This is a genomic window from Tessaracoccus sp. MC1627, from assembly GCF_014164725.1.
GTDB lineage: Bacteria > Actinomycetota > Actinomycetes > Propionibacteriales > Propionibacteriaceae > Arachnia.
On sequence record NZ_JACJGA010000006.1, the window covers coordinates 187,276 to 211,210 of the forward strand.

The window sequence follows — 23,935 nt, forward strand, 5'->3', positions numbered from 1 at the left end:
CGACGGTGCAAGCGGCGGCGAAACCCCGCCCCCACCACGCTACCTATCTGCATCAGCCAGCTGATGCGGCCGAACGGATTGATCGCCGGTCAGTGTGACCGGCCGCCCTGCCCCCGCGACAGCACCTCCATCTGCTGCACCACCAGCTTCACCGCCTCCTCGGAGCGGTCCGGTGGGTACTTGTACTTGCGCAGCAGCCGCTTGATCTTGGCCCGGATCGACGCGCGCACGTCGTCGCGCACCGTCCAGTCCGTCTTCGCGTCGCGCCTGAGCATCTCCACGAGCTCGCGAGCGATCTGCCCCAGCACGGGCTGCCCGAGAACCTCCATGGCGGAGTCGTTGGCGGCGACGGCGTCGTAGACGGCCAGCTCGTCGGTGCCGAGCGGCGGGTCGAACTGCTCCCCCCGTCGCGCCTCCGACGCGATCTCCTCCGCTGTCCGCCACAGCTCGAGCAGCACCTCGGCGGAGGTCAGCTGCCCGTTGGTGTAGCGGTTGATGACGTCGGCCACTCTGTCGCCGAACGTCTGCTGCCGCACCAGGTTGCGGCCTGAGACCCGCGCGGCTTCCAGCAGCAGCGCTGCTCGCAGCGCCTCGATGGCCAGCTGCGGGTTCTGCGACGCCTGCGCCTCCTCCAGTACCGACGGCGCCAGGTGGTCGAAGTCCGGCGGGGTGATCTGCGCCATCTGGTAGATGTCGATGACGTCGCGCGAGTCGGTGGAGTCCTCGACGACGGCGAGCAGCGCCCGCGCCACCTCCTCGGGCACCGGCCGCCCGCTGGCCTCCCGCTCCGCTGCATCGAGCTTGGCCACCCAGGCGCGCACCTCGACGTAGAACCGCACCTCGTCGGCGATGTCGGCGAGGTTGTCGGCACCGGCGGACAGCGCCCAGGCGCGGCCAAGCTGAGTGGTGAGGTGCCGGTACCTGTCGGTGAGCGTCGCGTGCCCCTCCGCAACCCGGTTGCCCGGATTGCGCGGGTCCCGCAGCCAGGCTGTCAGCAGCCGGGCCGCGTCCATCCAGCCTCGGGGCGTGCCGAGCTTGGCCCTCCAGTTCACGGGCCGGACGAGATCGCGGAGCTGCTCGACGAGGGCGCGGGCCAGCTCGACCGCCTCGCCGACGTCACGGCCCATGGGGCGCTCGCGCTGATCGGAGAGGGTGTACTCGGCAAGGGCATGGGCGAGGTTGTCGGTAAGCGGCGCGTAGGCCACCAGCAGGCCCGCGGACTTCCCCCGGAATGTTCGGTTGACCCGGGCGAGGGTCTGCATGAGCAGCGCGCCCTTGAGCGGCCGATCGAGGTAGAGGGTGTGCAGCGGCGGCGAGTCGTAGCCGGTGAGCATCATGTCCTTGACGATGACGAGCTCCAGCGGGTCCTCGGCGGTGGCGAGCCGCTTCTTGATCACCTTGTTCTCGGACTCGCGGCGGACGTGGTCGCTGATCGGGGGCTGGTCCGAGGCCGTGCCCGAGTAGACCACCTTGATGCGGCCGCCGTCGATGGCATCCGAGTGCCAGTCCGGCCGCAGCTCGACGATGGCCGAGTACAGGTTGGCGGCGATCTCGCGAGTCGCGCACACGATGAGGCCCTTGCCCGGCCCCTCGATCTCGGTGATGACCCGGGCCCGCCGCTTCTCCCAGTGCTCAACGATGTCCGCGGCCAGGGTGCGCAGCCGCTCGGGCGCGCCGTAGATGGAGTTGATGACTGCCACCGACCGCTCCACCTGGTCCCGCTCGGTCTCGTCGAGGTCGCGGGTGAGCTCGTCGGCCGCCGCGTCGAGCTGCTCGGCGGTGACGCCGTCGTCGAACCCGACGGTGACCAGCCGCGGCTCGTAGTAGACGGGCACGGTAACGCCGTCGGCGACGGCTCGGGTGAGGTCGTAGATGTCGATGTAGTCGCCGAACACCTCGCGCGTGTTGCGGTCGGTGAAGCTGATCGGGGTGCCGGTGAACGCGATGAGCGTGGCGTTGGGGAGGGCGTCGGCGAGGTGGCGGGCGTACCCGTCGAGGTCGTCGTAGTGCCGCAGCTGGGACGCCTGAAGCCCGGGCTCGAGCACGTCTCGATGCCCCAGGCGATGGGCAACATCCCGTTCATGACCCGCTTCGCGACGTCGATGATGAAGAAGCAGATGGAAGAGCTCGAGGTGCCCGACGTGCCCGACTTCATCGACCTGCTGCACGCCGCCGGTGCCCACATGTACGCTTGCAAGCTGACCTTCGACATGATGAAGATGATCGAGGCCGACCTGCACCCCGGCGTCGAGGGCGTCATCAGCGCCACCGACTTCATCGAGATCTCCGAGGGCGCGCAGGTCATCTTCGTCTGACCCTGCCGCTCGCATCGCGCTGGCCGTCCCCATGGGCGGCCGGCGTGAGTTACAGCGGCGCCTGGCGCGCGGAGCCATAACGGTATTCGTTAAACGAATCGTGACAATGTAACACCCCGCAGGGCCCTCCCTTGAGCCCGTCAGGCGCCACTCAGAGCCAGCGGGATCACCTTGGCGCCGGGCAGTCGTGCCAGGTCGGCGCCGTCAAGCAGAATCTTGCTCCCCCGGACCCCTCCCCCGATCACGACCGGCCCCGCGCTGACGACGGCCTCGTCGATGAGGATCGGCCAGCCGTCGGGCAGCCCCACCGGGGTGATCCCTCCCTGCGTCATCCCGGTCAGCTGCTCCACCGTCGGCTGGTCGGCGAACGACATCTTCCGCATGCCCAGCTCCTTGCGGACGGTCTTGTTGACGTCGGCGCGGTCGACCGCCAGCACCATCACGGCAGCGTGGACGGTCTCCTCGCCGCGTCGCCCGAAGACGATGACGCAGTTGGCCGACGCCTCGAGCGCAACGTCGTACCGCTCGCAGAAGGCGGCGGTGTCGGCGAGCGCCTCGTCGATCTCGGCGACCCGCGCGTCGGGCACGCGGGGCGCCGCCTGCGCGACGGGATGGGCGACCAACTCGGGATGGTCGGCGAGCGGCTTCCAGTCCAGGTTTCCTTCGGCAGATGGCATGCCGTCGAGACTACTGCGCGCTTACGGTGGAGCCGCGCGGCGGGAGCGAATCGATCGTCTCCACGACCACGAGGTCGACCAGGTAGAGCATCAGAGCCACCCCGATGATGGCCATGACCGCGAGCCACAGCACCCAGCCGCCGGGGTTGAGGATGATCAGCACGGCGGGGATCAAGAGCCAGACTGAGGCGAGCAGGCTCCGGGGCAACTTGCCGAGCGCGAGCAGTGCGGCCAACTTCGCGGTGCGGGCGAACCCCTCCCCCCGAGAGGCCAGTGGGAAGAACCAGACAGCCCAGAGAGTCACCAGGATGGCCCCGGCCAGCACTCCGGCCTGGGCCACCAGCGCAGCGCCACCGTCCATGCGGCCGAGCGCCCAGTACTCCCAGCCCAGGACAGAGCCGACGGCGAGCAGCAGCAGCCACCCGAAGGTCGCCGTCCTCCACGTGCGGGTGAAGTAGGAGAAGTAGGTGCGGGCAGGTTTCGCCCCCTCCTCACGGACCATCTCCAGCAGAGTGCCGTGGGCCGCGGACAGCGCAGCCCCCGCGGTCACCACCGGCAACGAGCAGACGATGGTGAGCGCGTTGACGACGACGACGTCGGCCGCGAGGCCGAGCGCCTGCCAGGTCCGCGAGTTGGGGTCGACCACTCAGCCCTTGACCGACCCGGCGACGACGCCCTCGATGATGTGCTTCTGCGCGAACAGATAGAACACGATGATCGGGACCACGGCCAGCACGAGCATCGCCATGAGCGCACCCATGTCGCGGTTACCGTTCGAGCCGACGAACTGCTGCACCACGACCGGGATGGTCTTGAAGCGTGTCGACAGGCCGATGACCAGGTAGGGCAGCAGGTAGTCGTTCCAGATCCACATGGCGTTGAGGATTGCCACCGTGATCGTCACGGGCTTGAGGATGGGCCAGACCACCTGGAAGTAGGTGGTCAGCGGTGAGCATCCGTCGATATAGGCGGCTTCCTCGATCTCCAGGGGGATCGACTTGACGAACCCGGAGAAGATGAACACCGACAGCCCCGCACCGAAGCCGAGGTAGAGCACCATCATGCCGACCGGGTTGGCCAGGCCGAGGGCATCGGCGAGCTTCACCGTCGGGAACATCACCATCTGGAACGGGATGACCATGGAGAAGACGAGCAGGTAGTAGATCAGGGACGTCCACCACGTCTTCACGCGCGTGATGAAGTACGCCAGCATCGCCGTCAGGAACACGATGATGAGCACCGATCCGATGGTGATGACGAACGACCAGAGGATGGCCTCGAAGAAGTTCTGCGCCTGGATCCCGGTGATGTAGTTGCTGAACCCGGCCCACATGTCCCCCAGCGGCACCGCGAAGGGGTCCGACGAGATGGAGAACTTCTGCTTGAAGGAGTTGAGGACGATGAAGACGATCGGCCCCAGAAACAGGCCCACGAGGGCCACCAGCAGCGCGTAGATGAGGATCTTGCCCACCGGGTCGCGGCGCTTGCCGCCGGCCTCGGCCGCCGGGGGCGTCGTCGGTCCAGCGACCGGTACGGGGGTAACTGTCTGCGGTTGCGTGCTCACGCCTCAACCTCCCTGCTCCGGGTGGCGCGCAGCTGCAGCAGCGCGATCGCCACGACGACGATGACAAATAGGACGGCCTTGGCCTGGCCGACGCCCTGCCGACCGATCTGCGAGAACATCGTCTTGAAGATGTCCAGCGCGACCATCTTGGTCTGGTCCATGGGGGCGCCGTCGGTGAGCGCGAGGTTCTGATCGAACATCTTGAACGCGCTGGACAGCGTGAGGAACAGACAGATGGTGATCGTCGGCATGATCATGGGGATCGTCACGTTGCGCAGCGTTTGCCAGCGGCCGGCGCCGTCGAGGGCCGCTGCCTCGTTGAGCTCCGGCGGCACGTTCTGCAGTCCCGCAATGTAGATGACCATCATGTAGCCCACCTGCTGCCAGTTGACCAGCAGGATGAGGCCGATGTAGCCGTACTTCCAGTCGGCCACCAGGGTGGTCCCGTAGTTGGCGAGGACCGCGTTGATGATGACCTGCCAGGTGTAGCCCAGCACGATGCCACCGATGAGGTTCGGCATGAAGAAGATCGTCCGGAAGACGTTGGTGCCCTTCAGCTTCTGTGTCAGCAGCTTGGCGATGCCGAAGGCGAAGAGGTTGACGGTGATGACCGACGCGACGACGACGAGGATCGTGAACCAGAACGAGCCGAGGAACCCGTCAGCGGGATCGAGCGCCCGACGGTAGTTGTCCAGGCCGACCCATTCGGCGTTGGTGATCGTGGTGAATTTCGTGAACGACAGGTACAGGCCAATGACGAACGGTGCCAGGAACGCGATGATGAAAGCGACCGACGTTGGCAGCACGAATAGCGGGAAGTACTTCTTCAGGGATCTCTGCATAGTGATTACTCCGTTCAACCCCGCCTGGCCGCGATGCCGAATGGGGTACTGGGGCGGGCCACTGTGCGTGGCCCGCCCCAGATGTTAGCCGACGGTCAGTTGCCGCCGACGGCAGCCTTCTCGGTGGCCCAGTTGGCGACGACCGCTTCCTCGACCTCAGCCCACTCCAGGTTGCCGGAGGCGTACTGGGCGAGGAGCTGGGCGAAGTCGTCCTTGAACTTGGCCGAGGGCATCGTGGTGAACACCCAGGGCACGGCGGTCAGGGAATCGTCGCTGATGTAGCGGTTGATCTCCTTGGCCAGCGGGTCGGCCGGCGTGCGATCGCCGAAGGACTTGAACGGAGCGATGAAGCCGAGATCCTCGGTCACGTAGTTCATGCCGTCTTCGTCGGTGAACAGCCAGTTGACGAAGTCGATGGTGGCCTGCTGGTCGGCCTCGGTGGCCTGGCTGTTGACGGCCATGAAGGCCTCAGTGCCGACGTTGATGCCCAGGTCTTCTTCACCCTCGACGCCCGAGTAGATGGGGAGGAACTTGATGTCTTCCTCAGCCACTGCGTTGCCCTCGATGTCCTTGATCTGGCTCCAGGCCCAGTTGCCGTTCTGCACCATGGCAGCCTTGCCCGTGGCGAACTCGGCCATGGAGTCGGTCACGGTCTTGGACGGTGCGAGCGTCTTCTCGACGGTTGAGTTGGTCAGGTAGAGGTCAAAGATGTTCTTGAACTCGTTGCTGTGGGTGAACTCGATCTCCTCGGCGTCGGTGATCTCCTTCTCCTGGTACTCGTGGTACAGCGGGGTGTTGAACAGGTGCGTCTGCCAACGCCAGGCCTCACCGGTAGCCAGCGACGTCGACGCGAACACGCCGTCGATGCCGAGGTCGGCCTTGCGGGCCTGCATGTCGTCGGTGACTTCCTTGAGCTTGTCGAAGTTGTTGATCTCGTCCATCGAGGCGGCCTTGGCGCCGTCCATCTCGAAGTAATCGCGCATGATCGCGTCGTTGTAGATGATGCCGAAGCCCTCGACGGCCAGCGGCACGCCGTACACGGTGCCGTCCTCGCCGGTGAGCGCGAGGCCGGGATCGCTCAGGTCCTTCGCGAAGTCGGTCTCGCCGAGATCAGCGGCGTACTCCTGCCAGCTGACGAGGCCGACGGGGCCGTTGATCTGGAACAGGGTCGGGGCGTCCGACTTCGTCATCTCGGCCTGCAGGGTCTGCTCGTACGTGCCGGAGGCGGCGGTGACCACCTTGACCTCGACGCCGGTCTCTTCGGTGTACTTCTCGGCGATCTCGCCGTAGGTCGCCTCCGACTCGGGCTTCCAGTTGAGGAAGTAGACCGAGCCCTCAGCATCGCCGCTGGCGCCTTCGTCATCGCCGCAAGCGGCCAGCGCGCCGACGGACAGTGCCGCGACCGCAAGGAGCGCGATGGAGCGCTTCAGGTTCTTCATGGGGTTCGTACCCTCCTAGGTGACGTTGCGGCCCGCCCTCTTGAGGGCGGGGAGACGTCGTCAGCGTCACCGCTGACCACGTCGATGGCTCGACACTAACGGTCCTCGCGGCGAATTGGCACGTTAGAAAGGTCACAATTCGGCAACGATTTGAACGAGCAAACTTGCACGCCTTGACGGATACCACTGGGGGTATTGGGCCGCGTGAGGCAGACTGGTCGAATGCGTCGCCATCTGAACCTCTCCCTGCAGGCCCTGCGGTCCTGGTCCGCCAGTCGATGGGCGGGCGCCGCCGTGGCCACCCTCGTCGTAGGGCTGGCCCTGGGCGTGGTCACGGTGTTGATCCCGAACCCAATCTTCGGCCGCGAGATCCCGCCCACCGCGTGGAGCTACCCGGCCTGGATCGTCACCTCGGTCCTGTCCGGCATGCTCATCGCCACGTACTTCCGCAGCGGACCGAAGGCGACCGCGGACGCAGAGGACGAGAAACTCTCCGTCTGGGGCACCGTGGGCGCCTTCGGGGCGTGGTTCGCGATCGGATGCCCGGTCTGCAACAAGATCGCCCTGCTGGCCCTCGGCTACACGGGGGCACTGACCTACTTCGGGCCGCTCCAGCCCTGGCTCGCGGCCCTGTCCCTGATCCTGCTGGCCGTCGGGCTGGTATTCCGCCTCTCGGGCAGCATCGCCTGCCCAGTCCCTCAGCGACGCCGCGTCTCCGTGGCGCAGCCGAGCTGACGAGGCCAGCAGACCTCAGGCAGCGGACAGCGCCTCCATCTGCTGCACCACCAACTTGACGGCCGCCTCGGAGCGGTCCGGCGGATACTTATATTTGCGCAGTAGGCGCTTGATCTTGGCCCGGATCGAGGCGCGCACGTCGTCACGCACCGTCCAGTCCGTCTTCGCGTCGCGCCTGAGCATCTCCACGAGCTCGCGCGCGATCTGCCCCAGCACGGGCTGCCCGAGCACTTCGATCGCCGAGTCGTTGGCGGCGACAGCGTCGTAGACGGCCAACTCGTCGGTGCCGAGCGGAGGGTCGAACTGCTCCCCGCGCCGCGCTTCCGACGCGATCTCCTCGGCCGTACGCCACAGCTCCAGTAGCACCTCAGCGGAGGTCAGCTGCCCGTTGGTGTAGCGGTTGATGACGTCTGCCACTCGGTCGCCGAACGTCTGCTGCCGCACCAGGTTCCGGCCTGAAACGCGCGCCGCCTCCAGGAGCAGCGCGGCCCGCAGCGCCTCGATGGCCAGCTGCGGGTTCTGCGAGGCCTGTGCCTCTTCCAGCACCGACGGCGCCAGGTGGTCGAAGTCTGGCGGGGTGATCTGCGCCATCTGATAGATGTCGATGACGTCGCGCGAGTCGGTGGAGTCCTCGACGACGGCAAGCAGCGCCCGCGCCACCTCCTCGGGCACCGGCCGCCCAGTGGACTCCCGCTCGGCCGCGTCGAGTTTGGCCACCCAGGCGCGCACCTCGACGTAGAACCGGACCTCGTCGGCGATGTCGGCGAGGTTGTCGGCACCTGCGGACAGCGCCCAGGCGCGGCCGAGCTGCGTGGTGAGGTGCCGGTACCTGTCGGTGAGCGTGGCGTGCCCCTCCGCCACGCGGTTCCCCGGATTCCGCGGGTCCCGCAGCCAGGCCGTCAGAAGACGAGCGGCATCCATCCAGCCTCTAGGTGTGCCGAGCTTGGCCCGCCAGTTCACGGGCCGGACGAGGTCGCGGAGTTGCTCGACGAGGGCCCGCGCCAGCTCGACCGCCTCGCCCACGTCACGGCCCATGGGGCGCTCGCGCTGATCGGAGAGGGTGTACTCGGCAAGAGCATGGGCGAGGTTGTCGGTAAGCGGCGCGTAGGCCACCAGCAGGCCCGCGGACTTCCCCCGGAATGTTCGGTTGACCCGGGCGAGGGTCTGCATGAGCAGTGCGCCCTTGAGCGGGCGGTCGAGGTAGAGGGTGTGCAGCGGCGGCGAGTCGTAGCCGGTGAGCATCATGTCCTTGACGATGACGAGCTCCAGCGGGTCCTCGGCGGTCGCGAGCCGCTTCTTGATCACCTTGTTCTCGGACTCGCGGCGAACGTGGTCGCTGATCGGGGGCTGGTCCGAGGCCGTGCCCGAGTACACCACCTTGATGCGGCCGCCGTCGATGGCATCCGAGTGCCAGTCCGGCCGCAGCTCGACGATGGCCGAGTACAGGTTCGCGGCGATCTCCCGCGTGGCACACACGATCAGGCCCTTGCCCGGCCCCTCGATCTCCGGATACATCCGGGCCCGGCGCTTCTCCCAGTGCTCAACGATGTCCGCGGCCAGGGTGCGCAGCCGCTCGGGCGCGCCGTAGATGGAGTTGATCACAGCCACCGACCGCTCCACCTGGTCCCGCTCGGTCTCGTCGAGGTCGCGGGTCAGCTCGTCGGCCGCGGCGTCGAGCTGCTCGGAGGTGACGCCGTCGTCGAACCCGACGGTGACCAGCCGCGGCTCGTAGTAGACGGGCACGGTGGCGCCGTCGGCGACGGCGCGGGTGAGGTCGTAGATGTCGATGTAGTCGCCGAACACCTCACGCGTGTTGCGGTCGGTGAAGCTGATGGGCGTGCCGGTGAACGCGATGAGCGTGGCGGAGGGGAGGGCGTCGGCGAGGTGGCGGGCGTAGCCGTCGAGGTCGTCGTAGTGGCTGCGGTGCGCCTCGTCGACGATGACCACGATGTTGCGGCGCCCCGACAGCAGCGGATGCTCGCGCCCGGCCTCGCGCTCCTGCTGGGTGCGGCCGAACTTCTGCAGGGTGGTGAACAGGATGCCGCCGGAGTTGCGCTCGGTGAGCGCGGCGCGGAGCGCCTCCCGGGTGTAGACCTGCTCCGGCTTCTCGGGGAACAGCTTGGACGCGGCGAATCCGTCGAAGAGCTGACCGTCGAGCTCGGTGCGGTCGGTCACCACCACGACGGTGGGGTTCTGCAGGCGCGGGGTGCGCAGGAGGAGGTTGGTGTAGAACTCCATCTCCAACGACTTGCCTGAACCCTGCGTGTGCCACACGACGCCGGCCTTGCCGTCGCTCTCGACGGCTTGGACTGTGCGGCCGACGGCTTTGGTGACGGCGAAGTACTGGTGCGGTTTAGCGGTGCGCTTGAGGATGCCGCCCTCCCCCTCGGCGAAGGCGGTGAAGTTGCGCATCAGCTGGCCGAAGCGCTCCAGGTTGGCCACGCCGTCGAGCAGCGATTCGAGCGCGGGCGCCTGGTCGGCGAGCGGGAGGCCGTCGTCGTCGACGTTCCATTCGGCGTAGTGGTTGAGCGGGGCAAACGGGTTGCCGTACTTGGCCAGCACGCCGTCGCTGAGGAGCGTGACCACGCAGGTGCGGAAGGCCATCGGGAACTCGCGCAGGTAGGTGGCGAGCTGGGCGTGGGCGGTGGCGACGGTGGCGGACTGGTCTCCGGCGTTCTTCAGCTCCACGACGCCGACGGGCAGGCCATTGCAGTAGAGGACGAGGTCGAAGCGACGGTGGGCGTCGCGGTCGCGGACGATCACCTGGCGCGCGGCCAGCCAGTCGTTGGCCGACGGGTCGGGGTCGATCAGCCGCAACGTAGGGGTGCGCTCCGTGCCGTCGGGCTCCAGCCAGCTGACCCCGCGGTAGCCGTGCACCATGAGCTCGTGGAGGCGCAGGTTCTCCGAGGCGGCGTCCTGCGACGCGGGCGTGAGGATTTCTGTGACGGCCTGGTCCAGCAGTGTCGCGGGCACCGCCGGGTTGAGCCGGGCCAGCGCCGCGCGGAAGTCGACGACGAGCACCGGGTCCGCGGCCGACGCGCGGCGGGCGTTGAGCTCGGAGCCGTGAACCGGACGCCACCCGAGTTCGCCCAGGTAGTCGTGGGCGAGGAGTTCGAGGTCGTCTTCGAGCATGAGCCCTAGTCTGCCCGCATGTCCGTCCGCATCCGACGCGGCGTGCGAGAAGGCCCGTTATCGGCCGCCAAGTGCTGGGACCTAGGCCACAGGACCGAGGTGTCGACGAGTGCGGTGAACATTCCTCCAGGTCAATGCTTCCCTTGTCCGGCGAGTGAGTGCCGAGCGCCTCGGGACAAGGTCACTCGCTGCGAGGCTGGCCGCCCACCGAGAATCCTCCACCCTTGAGAAAGGCAGGGTGGATCACGGAGAACACGTCGCGCAGTACCGAGGCAGCTACGGCCGCGGCGTGCGTCGCCTCGCTGACGGGGAGCACCAGCCGATATGCCGAGGTGTGCCTGCTGAAGCGCCGCAGCCCACACTTCCGCAGTGCGGACATGTCGGCCCGGGTCAAGTGATAGGCGCAGGCCAGGACGTCGTTGCCCTCCACGATGACGCCGAGCTCGCCCTCCCAGGCGAGGGTCACGACGGAGGGGGTGGCTTCCATCCCGTATCCGCCGTCCTCGTCGTCATCGTCTACATAGCCATCGTCGATACTCGCCAGCAGGTGCTGCCCTGGCCGCAACTCCCGCACCGCGGCTGCGTACTCCTGCTCGAACCTGCCCCACGACGCTTCCACCGTGGCGTCCAGATCGATCACGTCGTCCATGAGGACCTCCTACCGTTCGCGTGCCGACCCGAGTGTCGACTCCTGACGCCGACGCTAGGGCGCAGGTACGACAGTTCCACCCCGGTACTGCGTCGTGATTGGACCCCCCTCACGCACGGCCCTACGTTCGGAAGGCGGCTTGTGAACAGCCCTATCAGAAGCAGGGACGGCAGCGTCCACGTGACCGACGAGCGGTTCAACACCCTCTCGCACCTGGTGGCCTTCTGCTTCTCCGTCCTGGGGACGGTCCTGCTGGTCTCCCAGGCCATAGACCAGGGAGATCCGTGGAAGATCGTCGGCTTCAGCATCTACGGGCTGGCACTCATGACACTCTTCGCGGCGAGCACGCTCCACCACGGACTCGATCGAGGCCCACGAATCAACGAGGCACTACGGACGCTCGACTACGCATCCGTCTTCACCCTGATCGCCGGCACGGTCACTCCCCTCGTGCTGGTGCTCTTCCGCAGCGTGTACGGATGGGCGGTGTTCGGCGCGGTGTGGGCCGTCGCGATCCTGGGGATCGTGCTGCGCTCAGTGTGGCGACGAGTCCCGAAGTACGTCACCAACACCCTCTACATCACGCTGGGCTGGATGACCATCGCGCTGTTGGGCGCGGACGTCTCGCTCCCGCCGACCGCACTGGTCCTGCTGGCGGCGGGCGGCCTGGTGTACAGCGCGGGCTTCGTGATCTACGTGATCGAGCGACCGAACCCGTGGCCCGGGATATTCGGCTTTCACGAGATCTGGCACGTGCTCGTGGCGGTGGCGGCGTTCCTGCACTACCTCTTGATGTACTTCTACGTGTTGCCCGCGTGATCTGGGACTGTGGCTACCGGTTCAACCGCGGCCGAGCGCGGAGGAACCATGACCATTGGTTCGTCACGACGTCGGTGATTCCAGCGTGACGCGAGCCGGCGCGCTGCCGGACCAAGCCGATACGGCAGGCTTCGAGTTGTCCACAGAACATTACTCCCGACTTGAACAGGCCACCAGAAAGGCGTACCGTGGGCAATGCCCCAGTGGGGCAATGCAACCGCGGGTCAAGTGTTACATTTCTCGCGGAGGGGAAGGACTCACATGAACACGGACGTTTTCAAGAGCGTCGGCGAAGCACTTGCTGACGAGCGCGGACGCCTGCCCATGGCCAAGACCGGCGTTCGCAAGGACGATCGGTACGCAGTAGCGGTCAACGACGACGGGCAGATCCTGCTCACCCCCTTGGTCTCGATCCCCCGCCGCGAGTTGATCGTGTGGGAGAACCAGATGCTGCGCGAGTCCCTGGCGCGGGGCTTGGCGGAGGCGGCGGCAGGCGTGACCCAGAGCCTCGGCAGCTTCGCCCAGTACGCCGACGAGGACGTCGAGGACTAGCCCGGTGGAGCTACGTTTCACCGGGGAGGCCACCAAGGTCTTGAAGGATCTTGCGGACTCACCGAACTACTCGGTGAAGCTGAAGAAGGTGCGCAAGACCTTGGGGCTCCTGGAGCAGAATCCTCGGCACCCGGGGCTCAACTCCCACAAGTATCAGTCAGTCAAGTCGGTGGATGGCTCGGACTTGTGGGAGTCCTACGTCGAGAATCACACGCCCGGCGCATGGCGCATCTTCTGGATCTACGGGCCCGGTGACGGGCACATCACCATCGTGACCATCGGCCCGCACCCCGACTGATCTAGGCTGCGGTCATGGGGGAAGCTTCTTCACTTCGAGATGGACTGATTACTCGTGCCCTCACGGCCTACAGCGATGCCTGCACCATTCCGACCCTGACTCCGTCGTGCCCCTACTTCAGGGAGGGTCCCCAAGGGCCAACGTGCGCGGAGGAGTGCCGTGACACGCTGCTCGAGCTCGGTGTCTCCAGACCCACCACTTCGGTGAATGTGCTCGGAGGACTGGTCATGACCGGCGTCTCGCGGCCCATTGAGATCGCTTCGGGCGCTTCCCTCTTCGACGCTACGGAGGCCATGCTCCGCGATCTGGACTCACCGGTTGCGGGCGCAAGCACGACCGCACTGCTGCTCCGGCTGCGTACGCACGCCGCGACACCGCCAATCGCTCGCACCACATCGGATGAGGACTTCCTCGGCATTTGGGGCGAGTTGTCTCGGCGCGGGCTGGATGTCGTCCCCATCCTGCGTGTCGGGGTCTCACCTACCGTCGCGGACGTCATCACGCAGATGATCACCGACCTCCCCGCGTCAGACGTCTGGCGACGACTCTGGGAGAGATGCCTTGATCGCAACTCGAGTTCCCACACGTACGGCGCTTGGTTCGCGACGCATGTGACCGAGTGGCTCGCGCGTCTGGTCGAGACGGACCTGCATGGGTTCCTAGGGTGGCAGGCGCCGGCGGAGGCGCTGTTCAGTAATCTGCCACCCACGCTTCCCGAGCCCGAGGCACTCTGGCTGTGGGAACGGTTCACAGTGACTCACTTGTCGAATTGGACCACGAGTAGCCTCGTCATGGAATGGGGATACTCGCGCGGCAGGATCGGTACTCAGTGCGGGGAGCGCGTCCTCGCTGCGAGGACTATCAGTCCTACCGACGTTGCCGCCGTGGCCCTTGACCGCTTGGCCGAGTCCACACCTCAGACCTTCCCGCAGACACGCGACCTGAGCACTGATCAGTTCGTCAGCGAGGCTGTGCGCCACCTCCAGGAGGGCCGGCCTGAGGAAGCCGCTGAGATCTTCACTGCGCTGGCTTTCATGAACCCAGCGGACGGAGAGGCTCTCAACAACCTTGGGTTTTGCCTGATCCCCCAAGGCGCAGCACAAGCGGTGGGACCACTGGACCGGGCGTCGCGCCTCCCGCTGAGGCAGCCAGAGCTCAACACCGCCAACCGTGCGTTCGTGCGCCATCTCCTCGGGCGCGACGCCGAAGCTCTGGCACTGCTGAAGGGCGTTCGGGCCCCCGACGCCGACGTGTTCGCCTGGTGCGAGCCAGAGTGTGGTTCCTTCTCGCTCCGGTCTATGCGGCTTCCTGTCTATGTCGACGACCTGCATCAGCACATCAGCAGCCGCCTCGCGGCCACTGCTGACTGACCTCACTGTCATTCACTGCACATCACTGTTGTTCAGTGAGCACTCAGTGATGTGCATTGAGGGCGAATGTCGTTGTCGCTGACTAGTGGACGCCACCCGAGCGCTCGTAGCGGGTATCACGCACTCCCTGGGAGCCGATCATCACGACGTCCCCAGTCTCTATGAGCCTCTTCAGTGCGTACCGAACCTGCCCTTCAGTGAGGCCGGTAGCCTCGACGAGCTCGTGGAGCGTCGCCGCACGCTCCATCGCGGCAAGAATCGAGTCTGAATGCTTGACGCGTGGTCGAGGGGCACCCGTATCGTCGAGGCGTGGCGGCCTTGAAGGAGCCGTTTCCAACACCTCCACTTCCTCCTGCGCAGAGGAGGCCAGCGAGGGTGAGATTCGATAAGACGTCTGCCGACGTTCGCCGTCGGCCACCGCAAGCCCGGCCTCGACGAGCCGTTGCAACAGCTTCCGGGCCGCCGTCGAGTCGATCGGTGCGAACTCCTGCCGGACGCGGACGTTGCTCCAGACTCCCCCGTGCTTCATCGACACAAGGACGGCCCGTTCCTCACTTGAGAGGTCCACATCGTCGGTGACGTCCTGAAGCCACACCAGGTCCGCGTCCTCCACCAGGGTGTGTCTGGAGATGATGACGGTGAACTGGAGCCCGTTGTCGATGAACCGTGGCGGACGGAGTCCTGCAGCAGTGAGGGCTTGAATCGCCTCGCGAATCCCGCCCCCCTCCCCTTCGATGACTCGACTCGCGTCAGCCATACGTACGAACTTGCAGATCTCGTAGAGAACCGGGTTGACGGCGCTCTTCGCGCCTGGGCGCCCGAGTTGGCTCTCCGAGACGCCCCAGAGACCTCCGGGGCTCGTGATGACCAGTTGATCGTTGAGGAGCCGGATCTCCACCCGCTTCGAGTCGGTGATGGGATCCAGGTTCCTATGGACGAGGGCGTTGGCGACTATCTCGCGCACGGCTCTCATCGGGAGTTCTGAGCGGTCGACGCCATGGCCCCTGTCGTCGTAGCCCATGGTGGTGCGCGTGTTGCGGAGCACCCAAGCCATGGCCTCGTCCAGCAGGTCAGGTATGGGCCCGATGAGGTGAACCAGGTCTCGAGTGCGGGGACCATCCGAATCACGCGGCGGCACGGCGGCGGCGGTAATTCCAAGGCTCGGCGAACCCGACTGTGGGAACTGGCCCATGGCATAGAGACCGGCCAGGGTGACCTCGCCCGAACGCGTCGTCACGCCCGTGTGAAGGAGGATCTGTTCGTCAGTGGCTGCTGCATAGCGACGCGACGCGGCGCGCGCGGCGGCCAGATACGAGGCGACCAGTCCGCCGTCAAGGTCGTCGGCCGATGAGCTGGGAACAGGCTGGCGGTCAGGATGGGTGGGCTGCTTGGCCTGGGTTTTGGCCAGCTCGAGTTGGGCGAGTTCCTGCTCGCTCATCACGTAATCACCATCAGTCTGGCGGAGATACGCCTTGCCGCCGTGGCGCGCAGGCCGCTGGTCGAGTGGCAGGCCTATCACCTCGACGACGAGCACGGGCTTGCCCGACACCCGAAAAGTCTGGAACTCGCACCGCAGGGGCGGGACGACGCTGGTTCTTGCCTGATCGGAGACCGCCTGTTCGAGGGCGGCGACGCTCGTCAGATCCACTGGCACGAAACCTGCCGCCTCATCGAGCCCGAGGATGATTGTTCCTCCTTCGGGCATGTTGGCGAAGGCACACAGGGTTGACCCCAGCGTTGGAGCACCGCCGGCAGCTGACTTCACTTCGATCTCCGCGCTGTCGGCTCGCCGCTCCCGAAGCCCGACGATCGCATCCTGAAGACTCGCGCTGTCCCACTTCACAGTTGAAACATACGACACAAGACTTGGGTTTTCAAGTTTTACAGTCTTTCAGAGTCATCGTGTGTCTTCTCCTGTGAACCCAGCTTTCACAACGTGCAACGCTAACAACGGTGAGAGCTTCTACTTTCACTCTCGTCGACTCACACTGTCAGTGTCCTTCAGTGTGTTTCAGTCTCGATCAGTGTGGTCACACTCTCACTTCACTGACAACGATCCGCATCTGCGTAGCGGCGTTCGGCCGAGTGAGCGCGAGGTTCGGTCAGGCGCGTAGATCGACGCAGAGCTGGTTGCCCCGGTTGTAGGCGAGCAGCCGGGCCCGGTGCATCTGGAACACCGCGAGCCCCGGGGAGATTCCCACCTCCTGCGCCACGCGACGGATGTCGCCGTCGCGCTCGAGTCCATCGAAGGGCTCGATCCCGGACTCGCCGAAAAGCGTTGCCATCGCGAACTGGTTGGCCTGCTTCTCCGCGTGCGAGTTCCGAGTCTTCGACGAGGTGAACTCCAGATGGATCTCGCCGCGGGGGTCGTTCAGGATGTGGCCCAGCTCGTGGAACAGCATCCAGATGATGAAGCCGTCCTTGCCCCGTCGGCCGGTCTGCTGGATCAACGGGTGCCGACCATCGATCCAGCGAGTGACCCCGTGCAGCGGGAAGCTCGCCGGCGGATCGACCAGTTGGAGCGTCACCCCGACAGCTCGGAGCATGGCGCGCACGTCGTCGATCATTCGGTCGTCGGGGGTGGCGACGCGGCGGCGCAGCTCGGGGAGCAGCGCTCGCAGGCACTCCTGGTCGAAGGCCAGGGTGCGGGCCGCCTCGTACTCGGACGTGAGTTCGCCGGCGCGGAGCCAGGCCATCAGCAGCCCCTCATCGACGGCGTCCGTGGACTCCTTCAGTGCCGCGAGCTGGAACTCACTCCTGAACTGCTCGTCCACCAGCTCCCGGTAGGCGGCGACCGTGCCGCAGCGATGGAAGCGCAGGAAGTCGGCCACCAGCTGCGTCTTGCTCCTGGCCGTCGCCGTCGTGGCCCCGAGCGCTCGCAGGTACGTTGCCACGCGCGCGTCGACCACGTCGACGTCCGCTAGAAGTTGCTCGGCGTCGTGCAGCCGCGCGAGGTCGGCCCGGTAGGCGGCCTCGAAGCGCAGCCACGAGTCGGCGGGGATGTCGGTGACCCGCTCCAGTTGGATGGCCGCCTCAGCGGAGATCGGGGCGCGACCCCCGACGATCTCGTTCACCCGCTTGCGGCTCCACCCCAGCCTGTCGGCCAGTTGCTGCTGGGTGAAGTGCTCGTCGTCCAGCCACTCGGCGAGGTACTCCCCCGGCGCGACCGCATAGTTCCTGTCCATGTCCCCTCCCCTCTAGTGATAGTCCCGGATCTCGATCACCATGACCGAAACCTCTCCGCCCTCGACGCCGTCATCCTCGACGATGAGCCGCCAGTTGCGACTGAGGTCCCCGGCCCATTGACCAGAGCGATTGGCCGTCAACGGGTGCCACCGGCCAAGAGGATCCAACGTCTGCAGATCCTCCAACGACGTTGCCGCATTCAAAGCGTTGATTCGCAGCCTCAGTTTCAGAGCCACCGACCCGCGTTTCCGCTTCATCTCACGGTCGTCGGTGCACTCCCTCTGAAGCTGCTTGGACGAGTAGCTGATCCTCAATGGATGTAACCTTCTTCGTTACACGCTAGCACGGCTGTCAAATGTTCTTGACGGCGAGCCGCCCGGACATGAGCTCGGGGAGGAGGGCGTCGCGGGTCGCGGCGAGGCGTGCCGACTCTGTGCGCCTGCTGGCCGTGGCTGCGGCCAACACCGCTAACTTCTCGCGTAGATCGACGGGGAGTTGCCTGACATCGGGGATCTCGAGGGCCATCGCGTCAGCAGGACTCACTCTCTGGTGTGATCCTGACGTGCCGCGGGCTAGGGATTGGAGGCCATCCAACGATGTGGGCAGCCTCAACGCCGCTGCCAGCACTGCGGTTGATGCCGAGCGTGGTTCGAGCACGATGAACTCCGTCGACGCCAAGGCAGGATGCGCCTCCGGGATTGACGCCACGTCCCACACCCGCGGGATGCGCGGGTTCAGCTTCGAGAGGAGCACGGCAGGCTGATCCAGGCGCTGCTTGGCGCTCTTGATCTCGGCCCCATCCTCCATTTTGGGGACCTCCCCCTCGTCGAAGGCCGGCAGGCTGAAGTGCCACACGCCACCTGGAACCGGCGTGACTGTGTTCCTCGGGACGTCGACGAGCTGTCCCAGAGGGACCAAAGGAACCGAGTCGGACGCCCTAACGAGCAGCGACTGCGACAACGCGGACGCAATCGAGTTGGCGCGCTCGTTGGCGGCGATCTTGTCGTCCAGCGCTCCCAGGACGTCGGCGATGGCGGTTTGGGTGGCGAGGTCTGGCAGGTCGACCTCAAAATCCCGCACATCGGAAAGCCGAAGGTGAGGAACTGTCGATCCATGGGCCAAGCCTTGAAGCCGCTGCTGCGTGCCGGAGTCGATGAGGTAGTAGTAGAGACACTTAGCCACGGCGACGGCGGGGTCCACTCGTAGCAGGACCGTCCGCTGGCCAGCGGCTACCCTCGGTGCCCGAGGCACCAGAACGACCGGTCCGACGGGCGCCTCACGGGCCAGCAGTAGGTCGCCTTCGCGCGGCACGAGCCGGGCCGTCCACAGCTCATAGGTCGACCGCGAAATTGGCCGCGCCTCACCAAAGCTGATCCGATTGCTCCTCATGGCGGGTGTACCAACCGCGAAGAACTCACCCCCTTCATCAAGGGGAGCTGTCCGGTTCTTGCAGTCGACGAACTCCTCGCAGAGATCTTCCAACCTCACTTCACTCGCCCCAACTGCTCGCGGACGACGGCGTCGAGGCGGGCGGACTCGTCCATCGCCTCGAACAGCTCCTTGGTAAGCCGGTCGATCTTCTCGTCCAGGGGCTCGCCGTCGTCCTCGACCGCTGCGCTGCCGACGTAGCGACCCGGGGTCAGGGCGTAGCCCGCGGCCTTGATCTCCGCCGTCGGAACAGATCGGCAGAAGCCGGGCACGTCGTCGTACTCGCCCTCGATGCTGCGCCAGGCGGCGAAGGTGCCTGCGATCCTGGCGATGTCGTCGTCGCTCAGGGCTCGCTCGGCGCGGTCGACCATGTGGCCGAGGTTGCGGGCGTCGATGAACAGCGTCTGACCGCGGCGGTCCGCCGTCGCTTCGCCGAAGGTCCCCTTGTTCTTGGCCAGGAACCACACGCACACGGGGATGCCGGTGGACCGGAACAGCTGGGTGGGGAGCGCCACCATGCAGCTCACCACGTCCGCCTCCACCATCTCGGCGCGGATCTGGCCCTCGCCGCCGCTGTTGGACGACATCGAGCCATTAGCCATCACCACGCCCGCCTGGCCGTCGGGGGCGAGCTTGCTGAGGATGTGCTGCAGCCAGGCGTAGTTGGCGTTCCCGGCCGGCGGCACGCCGTAGGCCCAGCGGGCGTCGTCCTCGCGGCGCGCCCAGTCCTTGATGTTGAACGGCGGATTGGCCATGACCACGTCGGCCTTGAGGTCCGGGTGGAGGTCGCGGGCGAAGGTGTCGCCCCAGGTGGGGCCGAGGTTGCCGAGGATGCCGTGGATGGCCAGGTTCATCCGCGCCATCCGCCAGGTGCGCTCGTTGAGCTCCTGCCCGTAGACGGAGATGCTGCCCGGCGAGCGGTGGTGCGATTCGAGGAACTTCTCCGCCTGCACGAACATGCCGCCCGAGCCGCAGCAGGGATCATAGACGCGGCCAGACGTCGGGCGCAGCACCTCGACGAGCACCCGCACCACGCCCGCAGGGGTGTAGAACTCGCCGCCGCGCTTGCCCTCGGCGCGGGCGAACTTCTCCAGGAAGTACTCGTAGACCTCGCCGAGGAGGTCGCGGGCCTTGGTGGCGCCGGCGCCGGTGAAGCGGGCGCCGTTGAGGAGGTCGATCAGCTCCGAGAGGCGGCGCATGTCGACACTCGACCGGTTGAACACCATGGGCAGCGTCCCGGCCAGCGACTTGTTCTCCTCCATGAGCCGGCGCATGGCGTCGTCGACGAGCTCCCCTGTGGACTTGTCCGGCGTGCCCTTGGCGTGCGCGGCGAGGTAGGACCACCGGGCCTCCTGCGGCACCCAGAACACCTGGGAGCCGGTGTACTCGTCGCGGTCCTCCAGCGTCTCGGCGACGGTGGCCTCGTCGTAGCCCTCGATGATGAGTTCCTCGCGGATCTGCTCGCGGCGCTCCTCGAACGCGTCGGAGACGTACTTGAGGAACACCAGCCCCAGCACGATGTCCTTGTACTGGCTGGCGTCCAGCGAGCCGCGCAGCTTGTCAGCCGACTTCCACAGCAGGTCTTTGAGCTCCTTCGCGGTGCTGGGCGCGGCGGGGGCGGCGGGTGTTCTGGCCATGGTCAGCGGGTCTCCAGGGTGAGGGTGGTGGTCTCGCAGGCGTCGAGGAGGGCGTCCTCGAACGAGTTGAGGGCGTCGAGCTGGGCGGCGAGCTCGGCCCGACGCTGCCCAATCCTGTCAGCCGCCGCGGACAGTGCGGCGCGCTGGGCGGGATCGAGCGGGGTGAGCCGCCACTGGGACGGCCTGGTGCCGCGCGACGCGGCGGCGACGGCGCGGGCCAGCTGCTGGGCGGTCACGGGCGCGTCAGTGGTGAGGCGCAACGCCCGGGCGGGGGCGGCGACGAGCGAGCCACCGTCGAGGTCAAGGACGGCGGCCGGGCCCGGGCCGAGGATCACGTCGCCCGGCTGCGTCAGCCACGTGCGCGGGCGGCCGAGGGCGGCCAACCGGTCCACGCGGACGGTCCGGGCGAGGCGGCCGCCGTCGGCGGTCCAGACGGTGAGGTCGCCTTCGCCTAGCTGATCGGGCGAGATCCGGGAGCCGGCGAGAAGCTTGAGCCAGCCGTCGTCGAGGCCTGTCTGGGCGGTGATCTCGGACCGGGTCCTCCGGGCGCCGGAGCTGCGTGGGAGCGGGAGCGTGCCCAACCCCACCGCCTCGGCCTTGGCCTCCAACTCCGCGGGCGTCGGGGCCTGCGCGCGCCGTCCTGTTGGCGCCTGGGAGATGGCGACAAGGGAGCCGCGGCGAGCGAGGAGGTGCCGGGTGAGGGCTGGGCGCAGCACCCGCCACGCGCGGTGCTGCTGGGCGGGAAGGTCCTGCGCGGCGACCGTCAGGTCCACCACAAGGTCGGCGGTCACCTGCGGCAGGTCCACGCCGGTGAGGTCCGCGACGAAGGTGCGGTGCTGCTCGAACGGCAGCTCGTCGCGCTCCGCCACCAGCCAGAGCGCCAGCGCCTCGCGCGGGTGGGCCGGGCGGCATCCCGCCGGCAGCTTGACGACGGCGCGGACCACGCCGTCGCGGAGGAGTGCGTCGCGGGCGACAAGATCCCCTGCGGGATCGGCGAGCAGCCTGGCGGGGCCGAGCACCAGCCGGACCTGGCGGTCGTCGCCGAGCGCGGCGCGCGCGAACAGCTCCGAAGGGTCTGCATCGAGGGCTGCGTCGACGGCGACGGCCCAGCCGCGCTCGTCGTGCACCGCCAGCGCGTCCCACTCCCCCACCTGCAGGACCCGCCGGGAGTGGCGGCCCACTGGCGACTCATCCACCCGGATCCCCACCGGCGCGGGCCACTCCGGGGGGAGGTGCTGCAGCCAGGAGAAGCCGGTGCCAGCCGAATCGAGCAGCGAGGGTTGCGGGGAGAGGTCCGCGAGCCCCACGGCGGCCCGGGCCACCAGTCCTGCAGCCGCGTCAGACAGCCCTGCGGCGGCGAAGGGCGGGAGGTGGCGGACGAGGCAGTCGTCGGCGAGCCACCGCATGGCGTCGGCCGCCCCGAAGCGTTCGTCGAGGAAGGCGTCTACCGCTGCAGCCGTCTCAGGCAGGCCGTCGCCGAGGGCCAGGACCTCACTGCCGAAGCAGTGGAGCCTGTCCCACGCGTCGAGTCCGCCGAGAGCGGCGCCTCTGTGAGCGGCGAGATCGTCGACGAGCTCCTCGCCATACGCCGCGCGGAACGCGAGCACGGCGGACAGGTCCATCGCCCGCGCCACGTCCGTGCGCGCCTCGACGAGCATGCCGAGCAGCGGCAGCGCACGCTCAGGCTGCGGGTTGTTCCCGCGCCCGTGCTCCGTCAGCCAGCCGACGACCCGCTCCGCGTCGAACAGCCCTGCGCTGTCAGGCTCAGGGAAGGCGTCGGCCCCTGCGTAGCGCTTGCGCCACATGGAGACGACGGGGCGGCGGACGCGCGCGATCATCGACACGTCGGTAGCTGTGATGAGCATGGCGCCCTCCCCTCGGCGATCACAGTAGCCGAGCATGGCCACTGCGCATGCTGGGCTGCGATAACCCCATTTATCGCATGCCTCTGTGACATGGGAGACAAGCCTTGGGATCGTGGATCCATCGTCGACCCCAAGGAGACACCGTGACCACCACGCCACAGTGGCAACAACAGCCCAGCGCACCCATGCCCACCCCTCCGCGCCTCACCAGGCCGTGGTACCGCAAGAAGCGCGTACTGATCCCTGCGGGCCTCCTGGTGCTGGCCGGTATCGGCGGCGCCTTCTCGGATCCGGCCGAGACTGCGGCACCCGTGGCCGCCCCCGCCTCCAGCTCCGCCCCTGCAACGAGTCCGTCGAGTCCTGCTGCATCACCCGCCGCCAGCAGCGCCCCGTCGAGCACCGCCGCCACACAGCCGGAGGAATCCCCGGCGCCAGAAGCCGACCCCTACGCCGAGCGCTTCGGCGCCTTCGCCACCATCACGCAGAGCGGCACCGGGGACTCCGTGATTCAGCTGCCGGCCGAAGCCGAGGCCGCTCTGGTCACCGCCACCCACAAAGGCAGCGCCAACTTCGTCCTCCAGACGCTTGACGGCTCGAACCAGCTCGATGACCTGCTCGTCAACGAGATCGGCACCTACTCCGGCACCGTCTCCTACGGGCTCATGGGTGGCGAGCCCACCATGCTGCAGATCACGGCGGACGGTTCCTGGACGGTCCAGATCGATCCCGTCACCGCTGCTCCCGTGGCACCGGCACAACTCAGCGGGGCCGGCGACGCCGTGTTCAAGTACGAGGGTGGGGCGGCGGTCGCGGCCGTCACCCACGACGGCGGTGCAAACTTCGTCCTCCAGCAGTCCGACGGCACCTGGCCCAGCCTGCTGATCAACGAGATCGGCGCCTACGAGGGCAGCGTCCCCTTGATGGCCGGCCCGTCTCTGCTGCTCGTCAAGGCCGACGGCGCCTGGACCATCGCCACCTCCTGAAGCGGGGCCTGCGGTCCGTCACGCCTCGTGCAGATGTGCGGCCCAAGACGGGCGGTGAGGCACGCCAACCCCACGAGCAGCCGCCGGCGAGCCTGGTGAATTGGGGGGCACCCGGCTCGTCGGCGGCCCTGGGGCGGGTCCCAGCCCCGGGCGCCGGCTGGCTCACCCAGCTGAGAGGGGTCGCCGCCCCCATCCCGAAGCGACGAGTCTTAGAGGGACTCAAGGGACGTTCGTTGTCAGCCTACGTTTCATAGGCTTCGAGGCCGCTGCGCGGCACCTCAGCCAGCGGGAGAGAGCTGCGCGGCACTCAGCCACCGGGAGAGGCCGCTCGTCTCACGCGCTCAGGCAGCAGAAGAGCCGTCCCAGGACTCAGCCCCGGCGGAGCCAGGAGTACGGAGGCGTCGTGGTCCGCTGGGAGCGGATCGACGGGGCGGCTCGGCGCAG

21 protein-coding genes are annotated in these 23,935 nt (G+C 67.2%); 7 read left to right on the forward strand and 14 right to left on the reverse strand.

From position 1 onward, the window contains the following. Nucleotides 1–89: 89 nt before the first annotated feature. Nucleotides 90–2,045, reverse strand: a complete 1,956-nt coding sequence (locus H5399_RS13205) for a type I restriction enzyme endonuclease domain-containing protein (protein WP_220491003.1) — start codon at nt 2,043–2,045, stop codon at nt 90–92. Nucleotides 2,046–2,081: 36 nt separating this feature from the next. On the opposite strand from H5399_RS13205, the gene H5399_RS13210 reads away from it, so the two are divergent. Beyond that, entirely contained in the window at nt 2,082–2,315 is a 234-nt protein-coding gene (locus H5399_RS13210; RefSeq protein WP_220491004.1) for a DsrE/DsrF/DrsH-like family protein, read from the forward strand. Between the two features lie 140 nt (nt 2,316–2,455). Here the strand turns inward: H5399_RS13210 and H5399_RS13215 are convergent, their stop codons facing one another. The 5 genes from H5399_RS13215 to H5399_RS13235 all read right to left on the reverse strand — a co-directional run bounded on the left by H5399_RS13215 (nt 2,456) and on the right by H5399_RS13235 (nt 6,837). After that, nucleotides 2,456–2,992, reverse strand: coding sequence for a YbaK/EbsC family protein (locus H5399_RS13215; protein ID WP_182783414.1), 537 nt, complete (start codon nt 2,990–2,992; stop codon nt 2,456–2,458). 10 nt (nt 2,993–3,002) lie between these two features. After that, complete coding sequence (locus tag H5399_RS13220) at nt 3,003–3,638, reverse strand: DUF624 domain-containing protein (protein ID WP_182783416.1); 636 nt, start codon at nt 3,636–3,638, stop codon at nt 3,003–3,005. Continuing rightward, nucleotides 3,639–4,556, reverse strand: coding sequence for a carbohydrate ABC transporter permease (locus H5399_RS13225; RefSeq protein ID WP_182783418.1), 918 nt, complete (start codon nt 4,554–4,556; stop codon nt 3,639–3,641). After that, the gene (locus tag H5399_RS13230) at nt 4,553–5,398 is read right to left on the reverse strand and encodes a carbohydrate ABC transporter permease (RefSeq protein WP_182783420.1); all 846 of its coding nucleotides are present in this window, start codon (nt 5,396–5,398) and stop codon (nt 4,553–4,555) included. Before H5399_RS13230 ends, H5399_RS13225 begins: the two co-directional genes overlap by 4 nt. Nucleotides 5,399–5,493: 95 nt before the next feature. Beyond that, entirely contained in the window at nt 5,494–6,837 is a 1,344-nt protein-coding gene (locus tag H5399_RS13235; protein ID WP_182783422.1) for an ABC transporter substrate-binding protein, read from the reverse strand. A 222-nt stretch (nt 6,838–7,059) separates the two neighbouring features. Here H5399_RS13235 and H5399_RS13240 point away from each other — a divergent pair, with 222 nt between their 5' ends. After that, nucleotides 7,060–7,572 carry a hypothetical protein gene (locus H5399_RS13240; RefSeq protein ID WP_182783424.1) on the forward strand — a complete coding sequence of 171 codons (513 nt, stop codon included), beginning with the start codon at nt 7,060–7,062 and terminating at the stop codon, nt 7,570–7,572. A 15-nt stretch (nt 7,573–7,587) separates the two neighbouring features. Here the strand turns inward: H5399_RS13240 and H5399_RS13245 are convergent, their stop codons facing one another. After that, nucleotides 7,588–10,704 carry a type I restriction endonuclease subunit R gene (locus H5399_RS13245; protein WP_182783426.1) on the reverse strand — a complete coding sequence of 1,039 codons (3,117 nt, stop codon included), beginning with the start codon at nt 10,702–10,704 and terminating at the stop codon, nt 7,588–7,590. 181 nt (nt 10,705–10,885) lie between these two features. Then, the gene (locus H5399_RS13250) at nt 10,886–11,353 is read right to left on the reverse strand and encodes a hypothetical protein (protein WP_182783428.1); all 468 of its coding nucleotides are present in this window, start codon (nt 11,351–11,353) and stop codon (nt 10,886–10,888) included. 141 nt (nt 11,354–11,494) lie between these two features. On the opposite strand from H5399_RS13250, the gene H5399_RS13255 reads away from it, so the two are divergent. The 4 genes from H5399_RS13255 (at nt 11,495) to H5399_RS13270 (ending at nt 14,392) form a co-directional block, all read left to right on the forward strand. Further along, nucleotides 11,495–12,172 (forward strand): hemolysin III family protein, encoded by a 678-nt coding sequence (locus tag H5399_RS13255; protein ID WP_182783430.1) that lies wholly within the window; start codon nt 11,495–11,497, stop codon nt 12,170–12,172. Between the two features lie 261 nt (nt 12,173–12,433). Continuing rightward, entirely contained in the window at nt 12,434–12,724 is a 291-nt protein-coding gene (locus tag H5399_RS13260) for a hypothetical protein (RefSeq protein ID WP_182783432.1), read from the forward strand. Nucleotides 12,725–12,728: 4 nt separating this feature from the next. Next, entirely contained in the window at nt 12,729–13,022 is a 294-nt protein-coding gene (locus H5399_RS13265) for a hypothetical protein (protein ID WP_182783434.1), read from the forward strand. A gap of 227 nt (nt 13,023–13,249) precedes the next feature. Then, nucleotides 13,250–14,392 (forward strand): type IV pilus biogenesis/stability protein PilW, encoded by a 1,143-nt coding sequence (locus H5399_RS13270; protein ID WP_182783436.1) that lies wholly within the window; start codon nt 13,250–13,252, stop codon nt 14,390–14,392. An 82-nt stretch (nt 14,393–14,474) separates the two neighbouring features. Here H5399_RS13270 and H5399_RS18600 read toward each other — a convergent pair whose 3' ends face one another. The 6 genes from H5399_RS18600 to H5399_RS13300 all read right to left on the reverse strand — a co-directional run bounded on the left by H5399_RS18600 (nt 14,475) and on the right by H5399_RS13300 (nt 22,508). Beyond that, nucleotides 14,475–16,235 carry an ATP-binding protein gene (locus tag H5399_RS18600; RefSeq protein WP_182783439.1) on the reverse strand — a complete coding sequence of 587 codons (1,761 nt, stop codon included), beginning with the start codon at nt 16,233–16,235 and terminating at the stop codon, nt 14,475–14,477. Nucleotides 16,236–16,494: 259 nt separating this feature from the next. Then, nucleotides 16,495–17,577, reverse strand: coding sequence for a HigA family addiction module antitoxin (locus H5399_RS13280; RefSeq protein ID WP_182783441.1), 1,083 nt, complete (start codon nt 17,575–17,577; stop codon nt 16,495–16,497). Nucleotides 17,578–17,589: 12 nt separating this feature from the next. Continuing rightward, nucleotides 17,590–17,892, reverse strand: a complete 303-nt coding sequence (locus tag H5399_RS13285; protein ID WP_220491005.1) for a type II toxin-antitoxin system RelE/ParE family toxin — start codon at nt 17,890–17,892, stop codon at nt 17,590–17,592. 37 nt (nt 17,893–17,929) lie between these two features. After that, nucleotides 17,930–19,066 (reverse strand): restriction endonuclease subunit S, encoded by a 1,137-nt coding sequence (locus tag H5399_RS13290; RefSeq protein ID WP_182783443.1) that lies wholly within the window; start codon nt 19,064–19,066, stop codon nt 17,930–17,932. Beyond that, nucleotides 19,063–20,643: a class I SAM-dependent DNA methyltransferase gene (locus tag H5399_RS13295; protein ID WP_182783445.1), complete on the reverse strand. Its 1,581-nt coding sequence runs from the start codon at nt 20,641–20,643 to the stop codon at nt 19,063–19,065. The genes H5399_RS13290 and H5399_RS13295 overlap by 4 nt, the downstream gene beginning before the upstream one ends. Nucleotides 20,644–20,645: 2 nt before the next feature. Next, the gene (locus H5399_RS13300; protein WP_182783447.1) at nt 20,646–22,508 is read right to left on the reverse strand and encodes a hypothetical protein; all 1,863 of its coding nucleotides are present in this window, start codon (nt 22,506–22,508) and stop codon (nt 20,646–20,648) included. Nucleotides 22,509–22,651: 143 nt separating this feature from the next. Between H5399_RS13300 and H5399_RS13305 the strand changes: the two genes are divergently transcribed. Next, nucleotides 22,652–23,491, forward strand: a complete 840-nt coding sequence (locus H5399_RS13305; RefSeq protein WP_182783449.1) for a TM2 domain-containing protein — start codon at nt 22,652–22,654, stop codon at nt 23,489–23,491. Nucleotides 23,492–23,935 lie beyond the last annotated feature (444 nt).

Coding starts and splice junctions, on each gene's coding strand:
- H5399_RS13210 (WP_220491004.1), top strand. CDS start 2,082: ATGACCCGCTTCGCGACGTCGATGATGAAGAAGCAGATGGAAGAGCTC.
- H5399_RS13280 (WP_182783441.1), bottom strand. CDS start 17,577: ATGGACAGGAACTATGCGGTCGCGCCGGGGGAGTACCTCGCCGAGTGG.
- H5399_RS13235 (WP_182783422.1), bottom strand. CDS start 6,837: ATGAAGAACCTGAAGCGCTCCATCGCGCTCCTTGCGGTCGCGGCACTG.
- H5399_RS13300 (WP_182783447.1), bottom strand. CDS start 22,508: ATGCTCATCACAGCTACCGACGTGTCGATGATCGCGCGCGTCCGCCGC.
- H5399_RS13260 (WP_182783432.1), top strand. CDS start 12,434: ATGAACACGGACGTTTTCAAGAGCGTCGGCGAAGCACTTGCTGACGAG.
- H5399_RS13215 (WP_182783414.1), bottom strand. CDS start 2,992: ATGCCATCTGCCGAAGGAAACCTGGACTGGAAGCCGCTCGCCGACCAT.
- H5399_RS13295 (WP_182783445.1), bottom strand. CDS start 20,643: ATGGCCAGAACACCCGCCGCCCCCGCCGCGCCCAGCACCGCGAAGGAG.
- H5399_RS13230 (WP_182783420.1), bottom strand. CDS start 5,398: ATGCAGAGATCCCTGAAGAAGTACTTCCCGCTATTCGTGCTGCCAACG.
- H5399_RS13245 (WP_182783426.1), bottom strand. CDS start 10,704: ATGCTCGAAGACGACCTCGAACTCCTCGCCCACGACTACCTGGGCGAA.
- H5399_RS13240 (WP_182783424.1), top strand. CDS start 7,060: ATGCGTCGCCATCTGAACCTCTCCCTGCAGGCCCTGCGGTCCTGGTCC.
- H5399_RS13250 (WP_182783428.1), bottom strand. CDS start 11,353: ATGGACGACGTGATCGATCTGGACGCCACGGTGGAAGCGTCGTGGGGC.
- H5399_RS13270 (WP_182783436.1), top strand. CDS start 13,250: ATGACCGGCGTCTCGCGGCCCATTGAGATCGCTTCGGGCGCTTCCCTC.